This window comes from Streptomyces sp. NPDC101165, from assembly GCF_044768135.1.
Lineage (GTDB): Bacteria > Actinomycetota > Actinomycetes > Streptomycetales > Streptomycetaceae > Streptomyces.
Genome location: NZ_JBIWPG010000024.1, coordinates 135,051 through 159,637, shown reverse-complemented (window position 1 = coordinate 159,637; position 24,587 = coordinate 135,051). Strand labels below are relative to the sequence as shown.

Annotated in this window: 14 protein-coding genes; 3 read left to right on the top strand and 11 right to left on the bottom strand. The window is 72.2% G+C overall.

What is annotated here, in order from left to right; translation table 11 throughout:
- The 4 genes from ACIRVH_RS38635 to ACIRVH_RS38620 form a co-directional block, all read right to left on the bottom strand.
- Nucleotides 1-1,240: LCP family protein (locus tag ACIRVH_RS38635; protein ID WP_403963816.1), on the bottom strand; the 1,240-nt coding region annotated here is incomplete at its 3' end.
- A 96-nt stretch (nt 1,241-1,336) separates the two neighbouring features.
- Nucleotides 1,337-4,051, bottom strand: coding sequence for a magnesium-translocating P-type ATPase (gene mgtA / locus ACIRVH_RS38630; RefSeq protein WP_403963814.1), 2,715 nt, complete (start codon nt 4,049-4,051; stop codon nt 1,337-1,339).
- The gene (locus ACIRVH_RS38625; protein ID WP_403963811.1) at nt 4,044-4,406 is read right to left on the bottom strand and encodes an ArsR/SmtB family transcription factor; all 363 of its coding nucleotides are present in this window, start codon (nt 4,404-4,406) and stop codon (nt 4,044-4,046) included. Before ACIRVH_RS38625 ends, mgtA begins: the two co-directional genes overlap by 8 nt.
- Nucleotides 4,407-4,484: 78 nt before the next feature.
- Nucleotides 4,485-4,991 carry a hypothetical protein gene (locus ACIRVH_RS38620; protein WP_403963808.1) on the bottom strand — a complete coding sequence of 169 codons (507 nt, stop codon included), beginning with the start codon at nt 4,989-4,991 and terminating at the stop codon, nt 4,485-4,487.
- Nucleotides 4,992-5,264: 273 nt separating this feature from the next.
- Here ACIRVH_RS38620 and ACIRVH_RS38615 point away from each other — a divergent pair, with 273 nt between their 5' ends.
- Nucleotides 5,265-6,626, top strand: a complete 1,362-nt coding sequence (locus ACIRVH_RS38615) for an alkaline phosphatase (RefSeq protein WP_403963805.1) — start codon at nt 5,265-5,267, stop codon at nt 6,624-6,626.
- A gap of 57 nt (nt 6,627-6,683) precedes the next feature.
- Here the strand turns inward: ACIRVH_RS38615 and ACIRVH_RS38610 are convergent, their stop codons facing one another.
- From ACIRVH_RS38610 to ACIRVH_RS38595, 4 genes are read right to left on the bottom strand one after another with little or no spacing between them, the layout of a single operon-like run.
- Nucleotides 6,684-7,988 carry an MFS transporter gene (locus ACIRVH_RS38610; RefSeq protein ID WP_403963803.1) on the bottom strand — a complete coding sequence of 435 codons (1,305 nt, stop codon included), beginning with the start codon at nt 7,986-7,988 and terminating at the stop codon, nt 6,684-6,686.
- On the bottom strand, nt 7,985-9,196 hold the full coding sequence (locus tag ACIRVH_RS38605) for a type III PLP-dependent enzyme (protein WP_403963799.1): 1,212 nt from the start codon (nt 9,194-9,196) through the stop codon (nt 7,985-7,987). Before ACIRVH_RS38605 ends, ACIRVH_RS38610 begins: the two co-directional genes overlap by 4 nt.
- The gene (locus ACIRVH_RS38600) at nt 9,193-10,905 is read right to left on the bottom strand and encodes an IucA/IucC family protein (RefSeq protein WP_403963796.1); all 1,713 of its coding nucleotides are present in this window, start codon (nt 10,903-10,905) and stop codon (nt 9,193-9,195) included. Before ACIRVH_RS38600 ends, ACIRVH_RS38605 begins: the two co-directional genes overlap by 4 nt.
- 37 nt (nt 10,906-10,942) lie before the next feature.
- Entirely contained in the window at nt 10,943-12,517 is a 1,575-nt protein-coding gene (locus ACIRVH_RS38595) for an IucA/IucC family protein (RefSeq protein ID WP_403963791.1), read from the bottom strand.
- A 409-nt stretch (nt 12,518-12,926) separates the two neighbouring features.
- Here ACIRVH_RS38595 and ACIRVH_RS38590 point away from each other — a divergent pair, with 409 nt between their 5' ends.
- Both ACIRVH_RS38590 and ACIRVH_RS38585 read left to right on the top strand, forming a co-directional pair.
- Complete coding sequence (locus tag ACIRVH_RS38590) at nt 12,927-13,688, top strand: response regulator transcription factor (RefSeq protein WP_403963788.1); 762 nt, start codon at nt 12,927-12,929, stop codon at nt 13,686-13,688.
- Nucleotides 13,685-15,175: a sensor histidine kinase gene (locus ACIRVH_RS38585; protein ID WP_403963785.1), complete on the top strand. Its 1,491-nt coding sequence runs from the start codon at nt 13,685-13,687 to the stop codon at nt 15,173-15,175. The genes ACIRVH_RS38590 and ACIRVH_RS38585 overlap by 4 nt, the downstream gene beginning before the upstream one ends.
- 78 nt (nt 15,176-15,253) lie before the next feature.
- Here the strand turns inward: ACIRVH_RS38585 and ACIRVH_RS38580 are convergent, their stop codons facing one another.
- Genes ACIRVH_RS38580 through ACIRVH_RS38570 form a run of 3 tightly spaced genes read right to left on the bottom strand, consistent with a single transcriptional unit; the run spans nt 15,254 to nt 24,548 of the window.
- Entirely contained in the window at nt 15,254-17,638 is a 2,385-nt protein-coding gene (locus ACIRVH_RS38580; RefSeq protein ID WP_403963782.1) for an ATP-binding protein, read from the bottom strand.
- Entirely contained in the window at nt 17,635-20,856 is a 3,222-nt protein-coding gene (locus tag ACIRVH_RS38575) for a hypothetical protein (protein WP_403963779.1), read from the bottom strand. Before ACIRVH_RS38575 ends, ACIRVH_RS38580 begins: the two co-directional genes overlap by 4 nt.
- A complete protein-coding gene (locus ACIRVH_RS38570) occupies nt 20,853-24,548 on the bottom strand; it encodes an AAA domain-containing protein (RefSeq protein WP_403963776.1) in 3,696 nt (1,231 codons plus the stop codon). Before ACIRVH_RS38570 ends, ACIRVH_RS38575 begins: the two co-directional genes overlap by 4 nt.
- Between the last annotated feature and the right edge of the window lie 39 nt (nt 24,549-24,587).

Below are 24,587 nucleotides of genomic sequence, written 5' to 3'. Positions count from 1 at the left end.
CGGCCGGGGTCTTCGCGGTCGCCGAGGCGGCAGCGGACTTCTTGCCCGAGCCGGTGGTCAGGGACTGGTCGTCGGCGATGGTCGCGAACAGCGTCCTGGCACCCGCGCCCACCACCACACGGTTGTTGTCGTTCGGGTCGCTGCCGGTCTGCATCGTGGTGAAGGTCATCCGCTTGGTGGGGACCTTGTTCAGGTCCGACGCCAGCGCGATCAGCTTCTTCACCGTGCCCAGCCCGTCGTCCACGGTCAGGGCCTTGGTGGCCGCGTCGGCCAGGTCGTAGACCGCGGCGGGATCGGTCAGCGTGCCCGCACTCTTGAACTTGCGGATCATCGCGCCGAGGAAGATGTGCTGCGAGACGGTGCGCCCCAGATCGCTGCCGTCACCGAACCCGTGCCGGGACCGCACGAACTCCAAAGCCGCCACCCCCTTGAGGGTGTGCGCGCCCTTGGACAGCTTCAGATGCGAGTAGGTGTCGTACACGTCGTCGCTGACACACACCGAGACACCGCCGACCGCGTCCGACATCTTCACCACACCCGAGAAGTCCAGCTTCACGAAGTGGTCGATCGGGATGCCGGTGAGCTGGTGGACGGTGGCCACCTGACAGGCCGGACCGTACTGCAGCGCACTGTTGATCTGCCCGTAGTAGCCCGCCGTCGACTGACCCGTCGCACCGTCCTTGCACGCCGGGACCCGGGTCATCGTGTCCCGCGGGATACTCATCACCGTCGCGTTCGAACGGTCGGCGGATATGTGCACCACCATCTGCACATCCGCGTTGCTGCCCGACTGCACCCCGGTCCGCGAACACCCACCACCCAGCTTGCAGTCCGCCTTGCTCGTCCGGCCGTCCGACCCCATCACCAGAATGTTGATCGGCGTACGGCCGAACGCATCCGCCTTCTCCGAACCACCCTTGCCGTCCAACGACACGCTCTGGATGTTGCCGTTCAGATGCTGGTAGAACCACCAACCCGCGCCGGCGGTGACCACGACGAGGACGGACAGGCATATCGCGAGGATCTTCAGCACTCGTTTGCCGCGCCCTGCCGGGCGGGTCCGGCGCCGCGAACGCCTGCTGCCGTGCGACCGTGAGCTGCCCTGCGAGCGGGATGCGGCTCGGGCCGCGGCCCGGCCGCCCGGTCGCGGTCCTTCGGGCTCGCCCGAGCGCTGTCCGGGCACCCGGGCGCTGCGGCTGCGCGTGGCCTGGCCACCCCGGCCGTCCCACGGCTCGCTCATCTACCCACTCCCACGACGGTCGGGCCCATCACCTTGGTTGCGTGATTGCGCAATCTAACAAACCCCTGGCCCGAGCAGCACAGATCCACACACAATTCACAGCTGAGGCACCCCGCGGGCCGGCTGGAGCCTGCGCGCGGCGCGGGAGCCGGCCGCCAGGAGACCGGCGGCGTACACGGCCAGGACGGCGACGAGCAGGACGTAGTACAGGACCGGAAGGCCGGTCAGACCGAGCACCGGGCCGAGCGGTGACGGCGGAAGCGCCAGGCCGATGCCGGCGAGGGCGAGCGCGGCCCAGGTGACGGGGCCCGGCCTGCGGCGGCCGGCGGTGTGCCGGCCGGCCCGGAGCAGCACCATGACGAGGGCCTGGGTGAGGAGGTTCTCGGTGAACCAGCCGGAGTGGAACACCGCCTCGTCGTCCCCGGTGCCCGGCCCGTGCAGGGCCAGCGCGAGGACGGCGAAGGTGGCGAGGTCGGCGACCGCGTTGAGCACTCCGAAGCCGGCGATGAAGCGCAGCAGGTCGCGCGGGCGCAGTTCCGTCGGCCGGCGCGGCACCGAGGGGTGCGGGCGGTCGTGGGCGAAGGCGAGCTGGGCGGCGTCGAAGCACAGGTTCTGGGTCAGGACCTGTGCCGGGAGCATCGGCAGGAAGGGCAGGAGCAGGCCGGCGGAGAGCATCGCGATCACGTTGCCGAGGTTGGAGGAGAGCGTGATGCGCAGGTAGGTGGCGATGTTGCCGCCGGCGTGCCGGCCCGCTGCGACGGCGTGGTCGAGCGCGGTGAGGTCCTTCTCGGCGAGCACGACGTCGGCGCCCTCGCGCGTCACGTCGGCGGCGTCGCGCGGGGCGATGCCGACATCGGCGGCGCGCAGCGCGGGGAGGTCGTTGACGCCGTCGCCGAGGAAGCCGACGGTGTGTCCGGCGGTGCGCAGGGCCCGGGTGATCCGGGCCTTGTGGTCCGGGGTGCAGCGGGCGAAGACGGTCGTACCGCGGGCGAGGGCGGAGAGCTCGGCGTCCGTGAGGGTGTCGATGCGGCCGGCGTCGAGCATCGCGTCCTCGGTGACGGGGATGCCGAGGTCGCGGCAGGCGCGGGCGGCGGTGCCGGGGTGGTCGCCGGTGAGGATCTTCACGGCGACACCGCGGTCGGTGAGGTTCTGCAGCGCGTCGGCGGCGGTGGGCGCGAGCGCGTCGCGCAGGGTGATCAGGCCGCGGAAGGTGAGGCCGCGTTCGTCGGCCGGGGTGTAGGCACGGGTGCGGGCCGGGCGTTCGGCGGTGGCGACCGCCAGGACGCGCAGGCCGTCGTCGGCCTGCGCGGCGGCACGGTCGGCCAGGCTCCGGCGCTCCTCGTCCGTCAGCGCGCAGCGCTCCAGGACGGCCTGGACGTCTCCCTTCACCACCAGGGTGTGCCGGCCGAGGCGGCCCGGGGCGCGGACGACGGCGGTGGCGAGCCGGCGCACCGGGTCGAACCCGACGGCCGCCACACCGTCGTACGCCATGAGGGCGTCCGCGTCGGCGGCCGCCAGGAGCGCCTCGTCCAGGGCGTCGGGTTCCGGCAGCTCGGCGAGGTGCAGGGTCCACCAGGCGTTGACGGCGGCCCAGCGCAGCACCTCGGGGTCGTCCCGGCCGTCGGGGCCGGTGGCGCGGTGCGTCACCGGCCGGTCCTGGGTGAGGGTGCCGGTCTTGTCCAGGCACAGCACGTCGACGGCGCCGAGGTCGTGCAGGGCGGGCAGCCGTCTGACGATCACCCCGTGCGTCCGGGCGAGCAGCGAGGCGCCGCGGGCCAGGCAGGTGGTGACGAGGACCGGCAGCATCTCGGGGGTGAGTCCGACGGCCACCGCGACGGCGAACGGAAGCGTCTCCAGGCCGCGTCCGCGCAGCGCCGCGTTGGCCATGAGAACCAGCGGCGGGGTCAGCAGCATGAACCGGATCAGGATCCAGGAGATGCCGTGGACGGTGCGGTCGAAGGCGCTCGCTTCCCGCTGCCCGGCCGAACGGCCGTGGGCGGCGGCGAACCGGGTCCGCGCACCGGTCGCGGTGACGACCGCGGTGGCGCTTCCGGAGACGACGCTGCTGCCCTGGAAGCAGCACTGTCGCTGTTCGAACTCCCCCGCTCCCGGCTCCGCCCGAGCGGAGGGACCTCCATCGTCGCCGGCGCGGTGCGGGGCGTCCGAGGCGGACTTGGCGACAGGCGCCGACTCCCCCGTCAGCGCGGACTGGTGCACCGTCAGGCCGTGGGCCCGCAGCAGTCGTACGTCCGCCGGTACCAGGTCGCCCGGTCCCAGCCGGACCACGTCCCCCGGGACCAGCTCGTCCGGCGGGAGTTCCCGGCTCGTGGGCGGCGCGTCCTCGTCGGCGCGGCGCACCACCGTGGCGGTGGTGGCGACCAGGTCCCGCAGGGCGGCCGTGGACCGGTCGGCCCGGTGTTCCCCGGTCGCCCGCAGCACGCAGCTCACCACGACCAGGAGGAGGATCACCGAGGCGGTCCCCCAGGCGAAGACGGCCGCCGATACCAGCCCGAGGCAGAGCAGGACCGCGGTGAACGGGTCCCGCAGGCTGCGGACGAACAGCTGCGGCCAGGTGGCTTCCCGCAGGGCCGGGAGCACGTTGTCGCCGAACCGGGCCAGCCGCTCCTGCGCCTCCGGCTCCGTCAGACCGCGGGGACTCGCGTCCAGTTTCCGCAGCACTTCGAGCACGGTCGGCGCAGAGCGCCCTGGACGGGACCGCGCGGCGGCCGCCCGGTCGCCGTCGAACGCCGTCGTGGCACCGGTGTCCGGCGCCCTCGCGTCCGGACCCGGGGGCGCGGTGCTCTCAGCCACCGATCCCGCGCAGCCGGTAGGCCGGCGCGGAGGCCTGCTGCGACCGCGCGGTCAGCTGACCGACCAGCACCCGCACGACGGTCACGATGTCGGGGTCGTCGATGTAGTAGACCTGCCGGCGGCCCTCACGGCGGGAGCTGACGAGCCCGGCGAGCTTCAGTTTGGCGAGGTGCTGGCTGACCGCGGGCAGCGCACCGCCCACCCGGTCGGCGAGGTGCGTCACATCGCTCTCGCCCTGCGCCAGCGCCCACATCAGGTGCAGCCGGGCCGACGAGGCGAGCAGCCCGAACGCGGCGGCCGCCGCCGCCAGCACCTCGGCGGGCGGGTCCTCGAAGCCACCGGCGCTCTGAGTCACAGCCCTCTCCCGTCCCGCCCTGTTCACAGCCGACGCACATACGCCCGCCCATGGTACGGGCGGGTCCGGGGCCGCCTTCTAACGTGTGGCCCGGTCTCCCCGTTCCCTCATGAGCAGTTCCTCCAGGCGGCCGAGGAGGAAGGGCACGACCGCCCGTTCCAGGAGCGCCAGTTCCCACGTCTCCCGCGCTCGCGTCACGTCCGGGACGTCGTCGCCCGGGGCATCGCTCGCGCCTGCGGCACGGTCACGCTTCGCCGCCACCCACCGCCAGGCCCCCTTCACGGCGGACAGGCCCGTCACGACCACGGCCGACGGGGACAGGGGCCCGCCCGCACCGCGTGCCACCGTCCCACCGCTCGCGCCTTCCGCCGCTGTCCGGGCGCGAAGGTATTCCTGGTACTCGACGGTCGCCGCCGCGGTGATGGCGGTACGCGCCCGCACCGCCCGGGTGCGCAGCTGCTCCCGGTCGGCCACTCCCTCCGCGCGGTCGAGGGCATCCAGCACCTGCGCGGAGTTCAGCGCCTGATCGAGCACACGCTCGAAGACGACGGCGGTCTCCGGCACCGACGGTCCAGCACGCGTCATGTGTCCCCCGATGAAGCTGAACTGCGGGTGAGGACTGGCGAGTCTAATAGTTCCCGGATTGCGCAACCATTAAAGACTCACCCTCGGCGGCGACCTGGACGATCTCGAAAGCACTCAAGTCGCCCGGTGAAGCGGCCTGTTCAGGGCCTCCTTGTGTCATGTCCCGGATATGCGCACTCGACCATTCGTTTACCTCCGCTTTGCGAACACCTGGTGGTCTGGCGTTCGTTGGTCAACGCATCCGCCCGTCGGACGCCACAAGGAGTCAGTCACATGCCCGGACCCACCCGTCGTCACCTCACGGTCGCCACCGCGCTGGTCGCCGCCACGGCCGCCGTCGCGGTCGCCACCTCCGCCGGCGCCTTCGACAACGAGAAGCAGGCGAAGGACGCGATCAAGGGCGGGAAGGCGAAGAACGTCATCCTGCTCATCGGTGACGGCATGGGCGACTCGGAGATCACGCTGGCCCGTGACTACACGGTCGGCGCGGCCGGCCGCCTGAACATGGACAAGTTCCCGCTCACCGGCGCCTACACCACGTACGCCGTGCACGCGGACGGCACGCCGGACTACGTCACCGACTCCGCCGCGAGCGGCACCGGCTGGGCCACCGGCATCAAGACGGTCAACGGGCGCATCTCCAAGACCCCGGGCACCGACAAGGCCGTCCCCACGCTGCTGGAGCTGGCGAAGAAGAACGGCTACGCCACCGGCAGCGTCACCACCGCCGAACTCACCGACGCCACCCCGGCCGTCCTCGCCTCGCACGCCACCGACCGCTCCTGCCAGGGCCCGGCCGACATGGCCAAGTGCCCCACGGACACCATCGCGGCCGGCGGTCCCGGCTCGATCGCGGAGCAGTCCGTCAACCACAAGGTCGACGTCCTCCTCGGCGGCGGCAAGCAGCGGTTCGACCAGAAGGTCACCGACGGCAGGTACAAGGGCCTCACCGTCACCGAGCAGGCGCAGAAGCTCGGCTACCAGGTCGTCACCGACCGGGCGGGCCTGAAGAGCGCGAAGGCGGGCAAGCCCGTCCTCGGTCTGTTCGCCACGGGCAACGTGCCCGTCGAGTGGACCGGCAAGGCGGCCGCCGTCGGCGGCACCGACGTGCAGCGCTGCGTGACCTCCAACCCGAACCGCCCGGCCACCACCCCGAGCCTCGCCGACTCCGCCACGAAGGCCATCCAGCTGCTGGCGGCCAAGCAGAAGACGAAGCGCTCGAACCAGGGCTTCTTCCTGCAGATCGAGGGTGCCTCGATCGACAAGCAGGACCACGCGGCCGACCCGTGCGGCCAGATCGGTGAGACCGCCGCCTTCGACCGCGCGGTCGAGGTGGCCCGCGCCTACGCCGCCAAGCACCCCGACACCCTGGTCGTCACCACCGCCGACCACGGCCACACCAGCCAGATCGTCCCGCTGGAGGCCACCCCGCCCGGCCTGTCCTCCACGCTCGTCACCAACGAGGGCCAGCAGCTGAAGGTCAACTACTCGACCAACACCCCGGGCCAGTCCCAGGAGCACACCGGCACCCAGGTCCGCATCGCCGCCCAGGGTCCGCAGGCGTTCCGCGTCCTCGGCGTCACCAACCAGACCGACCTGTTCACCACGATCCGCGAGGCCCTGCGCCTGCGCTGACCTCGGTGAGCCGCGGAAGGGGAGGCCGACACCCGGCCTCCCCTTCCGCCGTGTGCGTCAGAGGTCGGCCGACCGGTCCCCTGCCGGCCGGGCCGGCGCGAGGGGTGCGCCGGTTGCGGAGGCGGCTCTCGTGACTCGGGTGCGCCGCTGGATCCGGCCTGCGATCAAAGGGGAGAGCGCGAGCGCGGCGGACGCCGAGACGACGCCGCCCAGGACCAGCGTGGAGCGGGCGCCGAAGGCGTCCGACAACAGGCCCACCAGCGGCGCCCCCACGGGGGTACCGCCGAGGAGGACCAGGAAGTAGACGGACATGACGCGGCCCCGCACGTCCGGGCCGGCATGGAGCTGGGTGAGCGCGTTGGCGGTGGTGGTCACGGTCACCGCGGCGAAACCGGTGGGGATCAGCAGCGCCATGAACGCGCCGTAGCCGGGTATCAGGCCCAGCGTGGCTTCCAGCGCCCCGAAGACCACCGTGGTGGTGACCAGGCGTCGGATGCCGGGCGGCTTCCCGCGGCTCGCCCCGTGGATCGCGCCGATGAGGCTGCCCAGGGCGTAAGCGGCGGACAGGTAGCCGAAGGCGGCGGCGCCCGTGTGGAAGACCGTGACGGCCACCAGCGAGATGGTGACCTGGAAGTTGAGGCCGAAGGTGCCGACGAAGGCGATCAGGCTCATCGGCAGCAGCAGTTCCGGGGTGGAGGTGATGTCGCGGAAGGCGTCGCGCAGTCGGGTACGGCCGGGTCGGGTACGGCCGTGATCGCCCGACTCGTCCGTGCGGATGGTGACCAGGCCGTACAGGACGGCCAGGTACGAGGCGGCGTTCCCGAGGAACACCGGGCCTGTGCCGAAGGCGGCGACGGCCAGGCCTGCGAGGGCGGGGCCGAGGATGCGGGCCACGTTGAACTGGGCGGAGTTCAGGCTGACCGCCGTGGCCACGCGCTCCCGGGCGACCAGTTCACAGATGTACGCGTTACGGGCGGGGCTGTCCACGGCGGTGGCGGCGCCGAGGGCGAAGGCCAGCGCGTAGACGGCCGGCAGGTTCACCGCCCCGGTGACGGTCAGCAGTCCGAGCAGGAGCGACTGCACGCCCATGGCCGTCTGGGTGAGGAGCAGCAGCCGCCGCTTGGGGTACCGGTCGGCCAGGACGCCTCCGGTCAGGCCGAACAGGGTCTGGGGAAGGAACTGCAGTGCGGTCACGATGCCGACCGCACGGCCGCTGTTGCCGGTGAGGTGCAGGACGAGCAGGTCCTGGGCGGCACGCTGCATCCACGTGCCGATGTTGGAGACCAGCTGCCCGAGCAGGTAGCGACGGAAGTTCCGGAGGGTGAGCACGGCCGTCATCGGCACGGGGAAGCCCGCGCTCATGACGGCTGACGGGCGGAGGCGCCGGTGACCGACACCTCCACGTCGTCGACGTGGTGGAAGGTCGGGTGGGGGTGCATGAGGAACGCGTGGTGGGAGATGTTCCAGGCATAGGCGCCGGCCATGGCGAAGGCGACCCGGTCGCCGACGCGCAGCCGTTCGACCATGACCCGGCGGGCCAGGACGTCCTTGGGGGTGCACAGCTGTCCGACCAGCGTCACCGGCTCGTCACGGGCCTCCGGTCGCTCCCAGTGCCGTGGCCAGGCGTCGTCGGGAATCACCTCGAAGGGCTGGTCGTGCTGTTTCGCGGCCGGGGTGCGCAGATGGTGGGTGCCTCCGCGCAGCACGGCGAACGCCTGCCCGCGGCTGAACTTGATGTCCAGGACCTGGGTGACGTACCAGCCGCAGTAGGCGGTGACCGAGCGGCCGGGCTCGATCCGCAGGGTGAGGCGAGGGTGGCGAAACAGAAGCCGGCGCAGTCCCGCACCGAAGGCCGGCCAGTCGAACTTCCGTGACGGACGGTCGTAGTCGACACCCATCCCGCCTCCGACGTTGACCTCGGCCAGGTCGGTTCCGCGTCGGCGCGCCCAGTCCTCGGCCCAGGTCAGTACCTCGTCGATCAGGGCCAGTTGGGCCGCGGCCCGGAGGCCGCTGGCCAGGTGGACGTGGAGGCCGCGCAGGCGGATGCGCCGGTCGGAGGCGGTGATCTCCAGACAGCGGTCCAGCTGTGCGGGATCCATGCCGAAGGGGCTGGGGTGCCCGCCCATCGCGAGTGCGACCCGCCCGACGTCGACGGGCAGGTTGACGCGCAGCAGGGCGTCCACGGTCCGCTCGCCCAGCAGGGTGGTGACCAGGCGCAGTTCGTGTTCGCTCTCGATGTGCAGGCGCTCCACTCCGGCGTCCAGTGCCTGGGCCAGCTCCGTCTGTGTCTTGCCGGGGCCTCCGAACGCGATCGGCGCGTCGGGGGCGAGCCCGCGGACGTGGCTCAGTTCACCGCCGGAGGCCACCTCGAACCCGTCGACGTACCCGGCCAGTGTCCGCAGGATCCGGGGATCGGAGTTGGCCTTGGCCGCGTACAGCAGCTCGACACGCTCCGGCAGTGCGGTCCGGACGGCGTGGACGTGCCGGCGCAGGTCCGGCAGGTCGTAGAGATACGCGGGCAGGTCGCCGTCGGACAACCGGCCGACCTCGTCGAGCACTTCGGACCTCACCGGACCACCTCCCGGGGGAAGTCCGCGCCGAGCGGGCTGGTCAGGGGGACGTAGGTGGCGTGCCGGTCGGCCTTGCGGGCCCAGCGCAGCAGGAGGTTGGCCTTCGCGGGCAGCGGTACTCCGGACAGCAGAGCGCGCAGCCGCGGCGGTTCGGCGGCCGTGCGGGCGTAGGCGTCGAGATGGTCGCTCACCAGGCCCCAGAGGGCCGGTTCCAGCGTCGGGTCCAGGTCGGCCAGGGCGCCGAGCAGTTCGGCGGTGTGGTTGACCAGGAGGCAGTACGCGACCCGGTTCCACCCGTGTTCGGCGTCGTAGGTGAGGGGGCCGCGGACGTCCTCGGGCAGATCGCGGAGGGCGCCCCGGTGATACCCGGGCAGGAGCTTGGTGCCCTCCAGGTCGCGGAAGAGCATCTGCGCCGGGGTGCCGTCCGGGTGCACACCGACGACGACGTTCTGCAGATGGGGCTCCAGTACGACGCCGTGCTCGAAGTAGGCGGCCAGCACCGGTGGCAGCAGCAGCCGTAGGTACGCGTCCCACCAGGCCAGGACGTCCCCGTCGCCGCGGGCGAGGAGGTGGGAGACATGGGCTGTGCCGGTGGGGTACTCGTCCGCCACCGCGGCGGCGAGCAGGGGTGTCACTCCGGGACGCAGGTGGTGGCGCAGGCCGGAGCGGACGACGACGCCGAGACCCTCCAGGAGCGCGGTGTCGCCCTGCGCGTCGAGTGTGCGGTAGCCGGGCTCGGCCAGGAGCGCGCAGCCCGGGAAGCGGGCGGCCAGCCCGGCGAAGAGGGGCTGGAGCAGCCGGTTGAGGGCGACGCCGCCGCTCAGTTCGTAACGGGCGTGCCTGCGCACGCAGTTGGTGAGGCGGACGTTCAGGCTGAACTTCAGGAAGGTGTCGCTGCCGGGGTGGTAGAGCGTGCGCACCGATGCGGTCGGGACCAGCTCCGGGCCGCTCACTCCGGTGTCGACGACATCGCCGGAGGCCACCGCCTCGCGCAGCCGGTCGTGGCCCTCGAGCAGCCGGTACTGCCAGGGGTGCACCGGCAGTGTCGCGAAGCCCGGCTCAGGCGTCGGATGCAGCGCGTCCAGGTCGGACAGCTCGCCCTCCTCACGCACGAGACGGTCGCGTACGGCCAGGTAGCGCAGGCGGAAGCGGGCGCCTGTCTCGGGGCCGTACGCCAGCCAGTCCACCGGGTCGCCGGTGCGAGCCTTCGGCGTGGGATGGAAGCGATGGCCGAACACCAGGGACTGCTCGGACGCCACGTACGGGTCCGCGTGCGGTGTGCCGTTGGCCCGCTCCTCCAATGCGGTGCGGATCGTCTCGCGGCTGTCGGCGACCTGGGCCAGGAACTCCTCGTTGGCGACACCCGTACGCAGCTCCAGTTCGTCTCGGATGTAACCGGCCAGCTCCCGCCAGCCGACGGTCACCCAGGCGTCCCCGTCGAGCCGCTGCGCCGCGCCCTGGAAGCGGTGGGCTCCGATCAGCGAGACGCGGCGCAGCCGGGCGCGCAGCAGGAGGCCCCGACGGGGCAGACGCAGCAGGAGGTGGCCGCCGTCGACAGTCGCCTGATGCTCGGGGGCGGAGACCTCGCGGATCAGGCAGTTGAGCAGCGTGTGGGCGGTGACGGCATCGGCCCTCCGAGTCGGTTCGGCGGCCGGTTCCGTGACGATCGTGCTGGCGGTCCTGTTGTCGGGGGCAGTGCCGGTGGTCATACGGTCGCTCCAGTGGGTCAGCGGTCGGTGTCGGATGTCAACGGCACGGCGCGAGGGGGTTGGGAACGGACGTCCACTGCGCCTTGCCCGGGTTCTCGGCCAGGCGCATGGCGATGGTCGCCTTCAGCGGCATCGTGTCGCCGAAGAACGCTGCCGCGTCCTCGTGGTCCGGCAGGCCGGCGTACACCTGGCGGCCGACCTCGGCCACCGCGCCCCACAGCGCCCGGGGGTCGGCCGCCCGGGTCCGCGTGAGGACGTCGACCAGCTCGCTGAAGACTCCGCTGATCAGAGCGCCGAACAGCTTGGTGCGCAGCGCGTGTGTGTCGTCGCCCGCACGGGTGCCGAGCAGCGGCGGCAGCGCGAAGCCGCACCGGGCCAGGCGGCGGGGGCTGACGCGCACGCCGTCCAGATCCCGGTAGAGCACCCGCACCGGCCGCCCTTCTCGCAGCACGACCAGGGTGTTCTGGCCGTGCGCCTCCAGCGCCACCCCCATGGACAGCAGGGTCAGCGCGGGCGGCAGGACGAGCCCGGCGAGGTCCGTCAGCCAGCGCACCGGATCTCCCGACATCACGGTGGCTCCTGTCGCGTGGACGGCGGTGAGCGGCACCGCGATCTCCCCGGTGTCGAGGTGGCACTCGGCCGACTCCCGGATCATCGCCGCCAGGCTCGCCGAGGGCTGTCCGTCCACGCACACCGCGCCGCCGCCCAGCTCACGCAGGACGCGCAGGCTGCTGCCGTAGCCTGCCTTGTCGATGACGGCCGAGACGAGGTCGGACAGCGGGGGTCCGTCGGCCACCTCGGCCGGGGAGATGGTGCGCCGGTAGTTGGTGACCTGAACGTCGAGCGCCGTCTTGATGTGGCAGCCGGGCAGGACGCCCAGCGGTGCCAGGGTGCGCAACGACAGCAACGGCCGGGCCGGGATCGTCTCCTCCATGACGACCAGGTCGGCACGGCGCGACAGCACGTGGTCCCGCTGCCAGGGATGCAGCGGCATCAGGATCGTGTCGCCGTCGCGCAGGTGCTGTGGCCAGACACCGGCCCCCTGCAGGCGATCGGCCGGGACACGGAGCAGCGCCAGTGGGACGACGGGGTGGTGCTCGGGAGCGTAGGCGAGCACGTCTGCGATCGACATGCCGGTACGCGTCCGGCAGCAGGGATGCTGGGGATGCCCGTCGACCACCGCCTGCTCGGCGTCCGCCGAGTCGTCCAGGGGGGCGGCCCGGACCGCGTTCGCGGCCCTGGCCAGGGCAAGGTTGACCACGCTGTTGTCGAGTTCGGTCGCCAGTCGCTCCGCCGCGGGGGTCCCCAGGCCGAGCTGCGCCAGGAGCCGGGCCGGCTCGCTGATCGGCCCCTCCGGCCCGGACACGGCGAAGTCGTCGGGCACCTCGGCGAACGGACGCGCACCGGACTCGGCGGCCGAGAGTGAGCCGCCTCGTCGCAGTCCGACCACCAGGGCGCCGGATTCCCGGTGGTGTCCGGCCACGCCGGGCACGGGTTCTCGCGCGAAGGCCCCCCACAGCCGGCCGAGCACGGTTGCCCGTGCTCCCGGCAGCGCCGTCGTGAAGGGCTCCACCAGATCCGGTCGCGTGCGGCGCAGTTCGTCCATGGGCATGGGGTGTTCCCGGGTGCGTGTGGGGACGGGGTCAGCCCGAAAAACGCTACGGGAGCACAATCAAGCGAATTGCCAGAGAACATGCAGGGGGCGTCTCGAATTCCGTCGGACCATCGCGTTGTCCCGGTTTTTCCCAGCCAATTCCCCTGGGGTTGCTCCGACCGTTGCGAGCTGACCCTGGATCAGCTTTCGACCGGGTTCCAGGTGGCGTCAGCCTCGGAGAACCGCTGGATTCACCCGGCGTTCGAAGTCTTTACCCTCTCCTGACTTCTCGCTGGACAAGTGCTGGATGTCGTCATCGCGCCGCGTCCGGCAATTACGTCGTACGAGTGGCAAAAGGATCACCGGCTCGGGGGAGGTTACGGCGTTTGCGCCCCACACTCCGACCGGAGTCTGTGAGCCTTTCGGCATGCGTGTCTTGCTGATCGAGGACGACGACCGGGTGGCCGGACCGTTGGTGGAGGGACTGCGCCGTTTCGGGTTCACCGTGGAACACGCCAGAAAGGGTGCCGACGGCCTCGCCGCGCCGGAGGCGGCGATGGTGTTGCTGGACCTGGGGCTGCCGGACATGGACGGCATCGACGTCTGCCGGGCACTCCGGTCCCGCTCGTCCGTGCCGATCATCATGATCACTGCCCGGGACGACGAGGTGGACCGCGTGCTCGGTCTGGAGCTGGGCGCGGACGACTATGTCTCGAAGCCGTTCGGCGTGCGGGAGCTCGTCGCCCGGATCCGCGCCGTCACCCGCCGCACCCGCCCCGCGGTGCTGGACACGCGCCGCACGGAGCCGGATCCCTCGGATGCCCCGCGCCACCCCGGGACGCCCGACGTCCAGCGGATCGGCCCGCTGACCATCGACCGCCGCACCCGGCAGGTGCATCTGCGCCAGTCGCTGATCGCCCTGGCGCCCAAGGAGTTCGACCTGCTCGTCTGCCTCGCCGAAGACCCCGGAGCCGTCTGCTCCCGCAGACAGATCCTGGACACGGCCTGGGAACCGAACTACTTCGGCCCCACCAAGACCCTGGACGTCCACATCGCCGCACTGCGCCGCAAACTCGGTGACTCCTCCTGGATCGAGAACATCCGCGGAATCGGCTTCCGCCTGGTCCCGCCGGCACCCGTCGACGCCGCGTCCGCCGCAGGGTCGGTGCGCGGCGGAGCGCCCCGGTGACACGTCGCCTCCTGCTCAGCCATCTGAGCCTCATACTGCTCGTCCTGCTCGCGCTCGAAGTGCCGTTCGGCGTCTTCTACGCCCGCAGCGAGCTGTCCCGCTTCTCCCATGCGGCCCAACAGGGGGCGATGACGCTCGCCGAGGTCTGCGAGGACAAGATGGAGCACGGCCTGACGGCCGACCTGCCCGAACTGGCTCGCGCGTACGGGCGGCGCACCGGCAGCCGCGTGCTCGTCGCCGGCCGGAAGGGCGTGGTCCTCACCGACACCGCTGCCCTCGCTCCGGTCGGCAAGGACCTGTCCGCCGAACCGGACATCGCCGCCGCACTGCGCGATCGACCCGCCGTCGGTACCCGGAGCGACCCGTCCGCCGGTGGCGAAGTCCTCTTCGTCGCCGTGCCGGGTGGCTCCGGCGCCACCGTCCCCTGTGTGGTGCGGACCGTGTATGTGCTGGGCCCGCTCAGGGCCAGGGTCCATGCCACCTGGCTGGCTCTCGCCGTCGTCGGCCTGGGGGTGCTGGCCGCCGTTGCCCTGATCGGCTTCGTGCTCGCCCGCTCCATCACCCGCCCCGTCCGGGCCCTGGAACGCGCCACCGCACAACTCGCCGAAGGCCGGATCACCGATCCACCGGCCACCGATCACGGGCCGCCGGAACTGCGCCGGCTGGCCGCGTCGTTCACGAGGACCGCGACCCGGCTTCAGCATCTGCTCCAGGCCCAGGAGGCGTTCGCCTCCGAGGTGTCGCACCAGCTGAAGACCCCCCTGACCTCGCTGCGCCTGCGCCTGGAGAACTTCGAGCCGCATCTCGCCCCCTGCGCCCAGGACAGCCTCGACAAAGCGCTCGGGGAAATGGAACGGCTCAGTCGGATGGTGCAGGGGCTGCTCGCGCTCGCCAGGCTGGAGAATTCCGCCATCAGGCCGGAGGCGGTCGATCTCGACGCCGTCGTCGCCGATCGGGCGGGCATCTGGGCAGCCTTCGCCGACGAACAACACGTCGGCATCATCGTTCCCGGAGCCACCGGCGTTCGGGTGTGGGCGGTCCCGGGCGCGCTGGAGCAGATCATCGACAACCTGCTCTCCAACGCGCTGCGCGTGTCCCCGCCGGGAACCGCGATCACCCTGGCCACGGTCACCGTCCCGGGGGACGGCGGCCGTACGCCGCCGGTGGCCGAGCTGCATGTGCTCGACCAGGGGCCCGGCATGACCGAGACCGAACGGCAGAGAGCCTTCGACCGGTTCTGGCGAGCCGCTGACGCCGACCACGACGGCACGGGCCTCGGTCTGCCGATGGTCCAGCGGCTCACCCGCGCCAGCGGTGGCGAGGTCACCCTGGAGGCGGCCTCCGGAGGTGGGCTCGACGCCGTCGTCCGCCTCCTGCGCGCCGAGAGCCCGCCGCTCCGGGGACGCCTGGGCACCTCGGCGGACGGGCACTTCGCAGGCTGGGCTGTGGGCCCGCGGTCGACGGCCCGGGCCGGCCGGGGCGGTTGAGCACGGCGTGGTGGGCCGGACAGGCCGCCGGGCCCGGCTGCTCGGACCGACCCGCCGGACCACTGAATCACCGACCGCTCAGCCCATCGGCACGATCAGGCGGAAGTGGGCACCCTTCAGGACCGGGTGGCCGTGCGAGCGCGAGGCCAGCAGGACGTCTCCCTCCACCACCTCGGCGATGCGCCGGGCACGGTGGAGGCCGTCTCCCCGGTCCTCGCCCTTGGTCGAGCGGCCCGCGCGGAAGACCAGGTCCTCCCGGCCCTGCGGGTAGGTGATGCCGGGGCCGCTGTCCTTGACGTCCACCAGCCACTCGTCCCCGGACGGCTCGACCTGGATCGCGACCCGCCCGGTGTCCGAACCGGCCAGCGCCTCCCCCGCGTTCGCCAGCAGCTCGTACAACAGCACCTGCGCGGCACGCGTGCTGATCCGGGCCACGGCCGCGGCCGGAGCGCCGATCTCCACCTGCGGACCGGGGAACGCCTGCTGCCACATGCCGGCCATCTCGCGCAGCAGCGGGACCAGGTCCGTGGTGCCCTCGACACGCTGCCGGTCCACCGAGTTCTCGGCGGTCTGCGCCACCAGCTCGGCCAGCCGGATGTCCAGGTCGGCAGCGAGAGCGGAGTCGGACAGGGCCGCCATGTAGGCGTCGTACGCGGGGCTGAGGCCGTGCCGCCTGGCCTCCCACTGGCGTACGGCGTGACCGTCGTCCTCGGGCGCGGCGTCCTGCGGGAGAGCCGCCCAGTCCCGCAGGGCCGCCTCCAGCCGCTGCTGCGCCTGGTCGCCGAGGACGGCCAGGACTCCGCAGCGGCGGAACCGGACGCGGTCGGCGGAGGCCTCCTCGGCCGACCGGAGCCGGACGAGCCCGGCCATGGCGGCCCTGACCGCCCCTGCGTCGGGGATCGCGTCGGCCGCGTACTGCGCCTCCGTCAGAAGCTCCTCCGCCGTGACGTCCTCGCCGGGCGGTGCCGCCGCGAGCGCGGCCCAGAACGCGATCCGGGCGACGAGGGACGGGCCGAGCGGCCTGAGCACCGTGTCCTCGACGGCCGCCGCGAACGGGCGGTCCTGACGCCACTGGGGCAGCCATCGCCGGCCGCCGCCGGCCCGGCCCTGCCGCTCGGCCAGGGCCTGCAGGAAGAGGTGGAGCAGCGCGGGGTCCCAGCCGGTCGCGTACGCGAGCGCGTCGGCGACGGTGATGCCGCCGAGGCCGGTCAGGTCGAGGATCCAGCGGAGGGTCAGCCACCGCGTGGACTCGTCCGGTCCGAGCAGCTCGTCGAGTTCGTCCGGTGTACGGCCCGCGAACGCGGCCAGCGGCCACTGGGGTCCCAGCACCCGCAGCAGTGCCGTGGAGCGTCCCGTGCGCAGGGTGGCCAGCTGCAGCAGCGCCCGCAGACCGAGCACCGCGCACCCGCCGCGGCCCGCCGATGCCTGCAGCGCCGGGCCCACGGCCACGAACGGGGGAACCTTCTCCATCCCCTCGGGTTCCCGGGTCTCGGGCCCGCCGATGAACAGATCCAGGTTGCCGAGGGGCCGGAACCGCGCGATCTCCGGATCGGCGAACGCCCGCGACACGGTGGTGAGGTATCCGCCGGTGACCTCGTCGGGCCGGACGTCCTCGGCGTCGTCCCGGTTCAGGAAGCAGTTGAGTGCCGTGGCGAAGCGCTGGGCCGTGTCGAAGCCGCCGTCGGCCAGGGAGGCGTACGCCTCGATCAGCTGCCGGGCCGAGCCGTCGGCCGGTGCCCAGGCCGCATAGCGCGCCTGCCGCTGCTGCTGGACCGGATCGAGGTGCCATTCGAGGAGCTGTTCCGGGGACACCCCCGGCATCCAGGCGGGCAGGGCGGGCACCCGCTCCGGGCCGGAGCTGCGCGTGCCGTCGTCGATCTGCCGCGCCGCGGCCCGCAGCAGCCCCGCGTCGATCAGTGCGCGGCTCGACTCCGCCCCCGCGGCGTCGACCGTGCCCGCGGCCTGCCGTTCCTTCAGCCTCTTGTGGAGCTCCTCCTGCTCGTCCCGCAGCCTTTCCCCGAAGTCGGCCTCGGCCCGTTCGAGCAGCGGCAGCGTCTCGGGCCAGGAGACGACGCACCGGCTCTCCAGCTCCGCCAGGTCCAGGCCGGGCAGGGGCAGGTCCGCCTCCAGAGCCTGCTTCTGCAGGGCGGCCCAGCGGGAGTCGAGTTCCCCGAGCAGCTCCTGCCGGCGGGCCGTGACGGCCTGCAGACGGCGGGAGAGCCGGGCCTGGTCCGGCAGCGGGCCGTTCTCCAGGAGGTACTCGGCGGCCTCCACCTCCCCCTCCCTCAGCAGGCTCTCGAAGACCGCCTGCTCGTCCTCGTCCTCGGCGATGCCGCGCAGCACGGCATCGGTGAGGGTGTCGTCGTCCAGCCGATCCGTCCTGCGCAGTTCCACCGCCAGCCGGCCGAAGCGGAAGCGCCCCGGCCAGCGGCTCAGCAGTTCGATCACGGGGTCGTCGGTCATGCGTGCACCCTTGCCCACTTGGCCACCGGCTTCAGGCGCTCCAGCAGCGCCAGCGGAGGGTGGCGATACGGCGGTTGAAGGACGTCGGCCTCGCTGAACAGCCCGTCCCAGGCCTGGGCCGTCAGCACGGCGAACCTCCGGAAGGGGGCCAGGACCGGTTCACCGGCATCGGCCCGGCTCACGGCGCCGGCGGACAGCCGGCGCGCCTCCAGGACCAGCTGCTCTATTCGGTTGAGGTGCGACATCTGCTTGCGCCACTGGATGGGTTCCTGCCCGGCGGCGGCGACCAGCCGGTCGACGTACCGGCGGACGTCGGTGGGCAGGTCGGGGCCCAGCCCGGGGCGGAGCACGAGGTCCGTGGTCGCCGCCTCGATGCGGGTGAGGATGCCGTCCGCGGCGAACATGCCGTCGTGCCAGGCCTGTCCCGCGTCGAAGTTGAAGCGTCCGCGGCGCCGCCGGATCTCGTCGATCCTGCGGCCCAGCACGGCCCAGCGCTCCTCCGCCTCGGCGGCGGTCAGGGTCGTGGCCAGCTCCGCGGTGAACGCGTCCAGCGGCAGGCCGCGCCCTTCGGGCAGGCCCAGTTCGCTCACGGCGTCGGCCAGTTCGCGCCAGCGGGGCGACAGGGTCTCGCCGCACAGGTCGACCACCTGACCGCCCGAGGAGCCACCCCACAGCAGCGTCTCGGCGAGCCCGCCGACGGCCGCGACCGCCTGGTCGTCCTCGTTCTCGACCTCCAGGGCGGCGATCTCCAGCGCCTCGCCGACCGGGCCGAACTCCAGTGGCAGCGCCGCCGTGCACACGGCCGCCGTCAGCCGCTCGCCGTTGTTGGGCAGCAGACGCCCGACCAGCGCGGCCTCGAAGAAGGCGGACCGGCTCCAGGCGTCCCTGACCAGCCAGCGGCTCCAGCGCCGGCGGTCCGCGGCCGGCACCCGGTCGCCCAGGCGCAGCAGCGTGGCGGCGGCACGGCGCAGATCGGTGGCGGAGACCTTGCGCTCCTCCCAGACCTCCAGGACCCGCCAGGGGTCGTCGAGATCGCGCAGGATGTCCGTGAGCGCCTCGCCGTAGCGGCCCTCGGCGTCGGCCTGACGTGCCGTCACCAGGGCGCCGTACGCGGCGGTCGCACCGTCGGTGACCGGCGCGGCGGGTGCGTCGGGCTCCTGCTGCCGCGGTGCGGGGTCCGGGTCCTGCTCGACGCCCAGCCGGGACAGCAGGTCGGTCACCAGCCGGGAGCCGTGCACCCGTACCCCGAGCTGGCTGGGGGTGCCGGTGCCCTCGGCGCGGGGGGAGACCCGCCCCAGCGGGGCGAAGCTGCCGAGCTGGAGGGTGTCGTCGCGGGCCACCAGCCGCACACCGGAGCGCCGCCGGTGCACGGTGATGCCCCGGGTTCCCTCGACGACCTTGGTGAACGCCTTGACGGCGTCGGCGTCCCGGCCCGGGGACGGCTGCACCAGGTGCACCGCGACGCCCCGGTCGGCGCACTCCCGCAGGGCGCCGGCGACACGTTCGGTGGCGGCGCGGGCGCTGATGCGGTCGTCGGCGAGGACCAGCCGCTCGGTGGCGCCGTGCAGCGCCTGCCACAGGTAGTCCTGGTGGGCGCCGTCCTCCACCAGGTCCACGCTCGGCGCCTCGTCCGTGGCCTGCCGGACGGCGTCGGCGAGCGCGGCCTGGTGCTCGTGCCAGCTCGCCGCCCAGATGCGCATCATCTCGGGGGTGCCGTCGGCGGGCCCCGGCGGCAGCGGTGTCTCGGCGATCTCGGCGCCGAGCGGCTCGACGCCGTCGGCCGCCGGGAACTCGTCCTGGTGGGTGAGGACCTGCAGCCGCTCCTGGCCGGAGAACCCGGTCCGGCGGACCCACAGCAGCAGGTCCGCCACGCATGTGGGCAGTTCGGGACCGTACTTCGACGGCTCGATCAGCAGCCCCGTCATCTGGCCGTCGGAACCGCTCACCAGGTCGAGCGGGCTGTGGGCGCTGACGTAGGCGCGCACGTTGTCCTGGATCACGACGCAGGCCGCGGTGCGCACGCTCGCGGCGGACAGCAGCACCCGCCCCGGGTACTTGGCCGCCAGCTCGCTCAGCGCGGTGCGCACCTCGGGGGCGAGCGAGTCACCGATCGTGCGTCCCCAGGAGAAGACGAGCCGGACCCTGCGCTTGAGCGCGTCGTGCAGCTCGGGCAGCAGGCTTTTCAGGGTGGAGTAGCGGATCGACGGGGAGACGATGACGACCTGCTTGCCCGCCTTGGCCAGCAGTTCCTTCAGCGCCCACTCGTGGCCCTGGGCGTTCTCGATCGGCTCCAGATCCGCGCGTGCCTGGAGCAGTCCCCTGAGCCGCTGCTGGATCTGGCGGCCGACGTCCTCCAGCTTCTGCTGGGCCTGCCCGGTGTGCGGGGCCTCGACCCGTGGCAGCTTCTCGACCTGGGTCGCGAGCCGGGTCAGCAGCTGCGGCACGCCCTCGGGCTCGAGCAGGACCCGGCTCGCCCTCCCGCGCAGCGCCTGCACCAGGCCGCTGTCCGGCTGTTCGTCGCCGAGCCGGGCGAAGTACTCCTGGAAGCGGGCCTCGGCACGGGCGCTCCAGAACCGCTTGCCCGGGTCGGCGACGGACACCGTCAGCCGCCCGCTGTCGTCGTCGGCCCGGACCTGGACCCCGACGGTGTACCAGCGGATCTCCTGGGGCGGCTGCAGCAGCGGGTTGCCGAAGCTGACGTTGAGGATGCGGCGCCGGAAGCCGGCCCCGCCGCCGTACCGGGTGGCCGCGCGGACCGCGGCCAGCAGGTCGCGCTGCGGCAGGTCCGAGGCCTTCAGCCCGTGGTCCACGGGGGCGCGCAGGGCCGCCGGCGGCGACTTGGCCGTGCCCTCCCGCTCCGCGAAGAAGCTGCCGGTGATCGGTTCGAAGAGGTAGGACCGGCTCTCCTGCACCCCGTTCTCCTCGGCCGCCGCGGAGCCCGCGTCGATGCTGTCGCGGCCTCCGTCGCTGAGTTCGAGGTCGCCGCTCTGCAGGTCGATGGAGACCAGCCCGCGCGCCCACAGCGAGGTCACCACGTCGAGCACGACCCGGTACGGCAGGACGAACAGATCGGCCAGGTCCTGCACCGTGGTCAGCCCGGTACCGATGGCCTTGGTGACGAGGGTCTCCAGGGTGGTCTCGCCGTCCTCCGGGCCGACCTGCATCTTGAGGGTCAGCATGCGGCACGGCAGCGCCAGTTGGACCAGTTCGTTGATCACGGCCGCCCCACTTCGTCGGCGGAGACGACGGCGCCGTAGTGGCGCAGCACCTTGGTGACCGTCGCCCAGTGCTCACCGCCGTAGGTGGCGAAATGCTGCAGGTCGCCCACGACGACGAGCAGCCGCTTGGCCCGCGACATCAGCACGTTGATCAGCTCGCGCCGGCCCACATGGCCCACGTTTCGCTCGATGCCACCGCTCGGGTCGGCCGTGCTGCGCACCAGGGACACGATGACCCGGTCGGCCTCCCTGCCCTGGAAGGAGTGGACGGTGTACTCGCGGCCGCGCAGCGAGTCCCGGCCGCCGAGCAGGTCCAACTGGGCCTTGTAGGGCGTGAGTACGGCGAGACTGCCGTCGTCGTCGAGGCGGTCGGGAGGCGCGGAGGTCGGCTGCATCCACTGGGCGATCCGGTCCACCAGGTCCACCTCCCCCATGTTGCGCCAGCGGGGTTCGTCGCCGAATCCCTCGCAGCCGCTGGTGTCGACCCAGACGAGCGACCTGCCGCGCAGGAAGTTCGGGGCGGTCAGGTCGTGCGGCTTGTACCGATCGGTCTCCAGGAAGCTGACGGGCAGCCCGTTCTCCTCGCGCGGCGGCACGCGGGGGTAGAAGGCCCGGCTGACCGGTTCGGCGATGGTCTTGTCCATGCGGAACTGCTTCTCGATACGGCCCACGGCCGAGTCCATCTGCTGGTAGTCGCGTTCGGTCTTGTCCGCGAAGATCTGCTCGAACAGCCGCAGGGCGTTGAGGTGGTCGTCCTTCTGCTCGTACTCGAGGGCCACGAGGGGGTCCTTGTGGCCCCGCAGCGAGCCGAGGAAGGCCTCCAGCTCCTCCCCGCGGTGCGGTCCGAGCTGCAGGTGGTCGCCGATGAGGGTCCAGCGCACCCCGAGGACCAGCGGGACGATGATCTCGGTCGACCACGCCTTGGCGGCCTCCTCCACGATCACCCAGTCGAACAGGTCCCTCGGGTCCCAGCGGCCGTCGTTGATGGTCGCGGCGATGGAGCAGGTGGCGAGGACCACACTGGCCCCGCTGCGGATCCGCTCGCTCAGTTCGAGCTGGTTGGAGGTGATGTGCTGCAGCCACTGCTCCGCCAGGTCCCGGCGCGCCTCCTCCAGCGGGGGCAGGTTCGGCAGGTCGATCCACCAGCGGTTCCCCAGCTCGACCAGCTCGCGCTGGTACGGGGCGTCGGCGTAGGGCGGGTGCTCGTAGGACTGGCGGGCGAGCCTGGCCTTGAGCAGCCGGGTCGAGGCGTCCTGCACCGACCGGGTCAGGTGGGTGAGCGTGTGGGAGCGCACCAGCTCGTCCCGTACCTCGTCCTCCTTCTCCGCGGGCGTCTCGCGCAGGATGAGGGTGCGCGGGCCCTGCTGCTGGATGAGCTTGCGGGCCAGGCCGTCGAGGGTGTGGTTGGACTGCGAGGTGACCAGGATCCGGGCCCCCTGCTCCACGGCCAGGTTGCGGCGTACGGCGGCGGCCGTGAGGGTCGACTTGCCGGAGCCGGGCGGTCCCTGCAGGGCGAAGAGCGGGTGGGTGCCGAGCATCCGCTCGATGAGCTTGCGGGAGGTGGGGCCGAAGTCGACCTCGCCCTCCAGCGGATGGGGGTCGATCCAGCGGCCGCGCCCCAGGTCGAACGAGAACGGCGCGCGCAGTGACTCGATGAGCAGCGGCTGCGCCCTCAGCAGGGCCAGTCCGCGTTCCTGCCGGTCGAGTTGGGGGCCGCTGCCGCCGTCGTCCACGTGCCGGATCCAGCCCGTCTTGGGGATGGTGCCCCCGCCCTGCACGGTGACCCTGATCGTCTGGGGGTCGACGGACTCCCGGAAGACCGCGGTGACCCCCGAGCCGCCGAAGTACGGTTCGCGGGTGGAGCCGCGGTGCACCACGTTCAGCAGGGTGGCCCTGCCCTCGCGTTCGCCGTCGAGCCCGGTGAAGAAGTCCCCGAACCGCGGCCGGCGCCGCTCGTCGAGCGCGTAGGCGGCCAGCATCGGGCTGGCGTGCCGGCGTTCGGCGTCCGCTTCCTCGTCGAACTCGATGGTCACCGTGCCTTGTTGGTGGGCGGTCTCGACCTTGCGGAACGGGTAGGACCGGGCTTGGAGCACCACCCGCTGATAGTTGAGGAGGAACTGCAGGGAGCGCAGGTACATCTCGTTGAGCGTGTCGCTTCCGGCGTGCCCGTTCACCTCTTCCTGCAGGTCCGTCCACGAGCGCCTGCCCTCGACGACCTTCGTCATGTCCTGACCGGGCCGGAAGGGGATCAGTTCGAGCCGGCTCTCGATCTTGCGTCTGCGCTTGGCCGTCACCAGCTCCATGGTGATGTCCTTGTCACGCAGGTACTTGATGACCAGGACCTGTTCGAAGTGCTTGCGCGTGTTCGTCATGGGGACGGGGTCGTACAGGACGGCGCAGAACCAGACGGCGCGCTGCCCGATCAGCACCCACTGCGCCTCCTTGAGCCGGTCCTCCGGTCCGGTGGCGTATCCCAGGGCCCCGCGCTCCGAGTGGACCAGTTCGGCCTCTTCCAGTTCCCGCTCCAGGAAGAACCGCAGTTCCTCCCGGCCGGCCGGGGTGGCCGGGGAGTGCCGGATCCACTGCCGTTCCTCGTAGAGCATCTGCACGCTCTCGTCCGGCATGAAGGCGACGAGCCGGGGTGTCTTGTCCTCCGGCCCGTCCCAGTGGGCCTGGATCTGCTGCCAGTTCTCGTCCAGGTGCTTCGCCGCGGTGTACGCGGTCCAGCGGCTGTCCGGGTGGGGCTCCATCATGCGGCGCAGCGCCTGGGCCAGGGCCTGGGGCAGTCCGGCGATGGTGAGGTGGGAGACCATGGCCCGCTGCAGCCGGGCCAGCGCGGCCTTGCGCTCCGCCGGGCCGGCCTGCTTCACCTCCGCGTACGGCTCGGGCAGGACGTCGGGGATGCGGCCGCAGAACCACTCCCAGGCCGTGGCCCCCAGCCCGTAGACGTCGGTGCTCACCCAGTCCCGGCGCACGCTGGTGTGCTCGTCGAACAGGTAGGAGTGCAACTCCGGTGCGAGGAAGGCGAGATGGCGCTCGGCGTCGATGCCGGCGGGGGCCGTGTAGAACTGGCGGACCTCGGCCACCGTGTCGGGGCTGCTGCCCGCGCCCACGGTCCGGATGACGTTCCCCATCAGGGTGCTCATCTCGAACCGCGACAGGACGATCTCGACCTTGTCCGGGTCCCAGACGTCGATCACATGCGTGTTGAGCGAGGCCGCGGTGAGGTTGCGGTGGATGATGCCCGCCGAGTGCAGCTCGTTGAGGGCGTCCAGCAGCTTGCTGAAGTGCTCCAGCGCCCTGCGCGGGGCGCGCCGGGCCCATGCGACGGTGTGGTCGATGTTGATCGGTTTGCCGCGTTCCCGGGTGAGCGTGAAGGCGATGTCCTCGTTCGGGACGAACTTGCCCATGGCGATCTGCGGCAGTGCGGGGTGGTTGAGCGCTCCGACCCGGAGCAGGTTGCGGGCGGTGTGCTCCCATAACTCCCCGGCCAGGCCGGTGATCTGGAGAAAGATCGTGAGCTGGTAGGCGTCGTGCCCGTGGGTCTCGGTGCGGCGGTTCAGAGTCGCCCGCACCAGGCGCTCCGGTACCACGATCTCCGGATCCCCGACCAGCGTGTAGCCCGCGAACTGGGCCTCGTCACGGCAGAAGAGCCGGTCGATGAGTTCCTTGCACTCTGCGACGTTTTTCAATGCGCCCGTCCCCCTCGACGTACTTCGCACCATTCATTC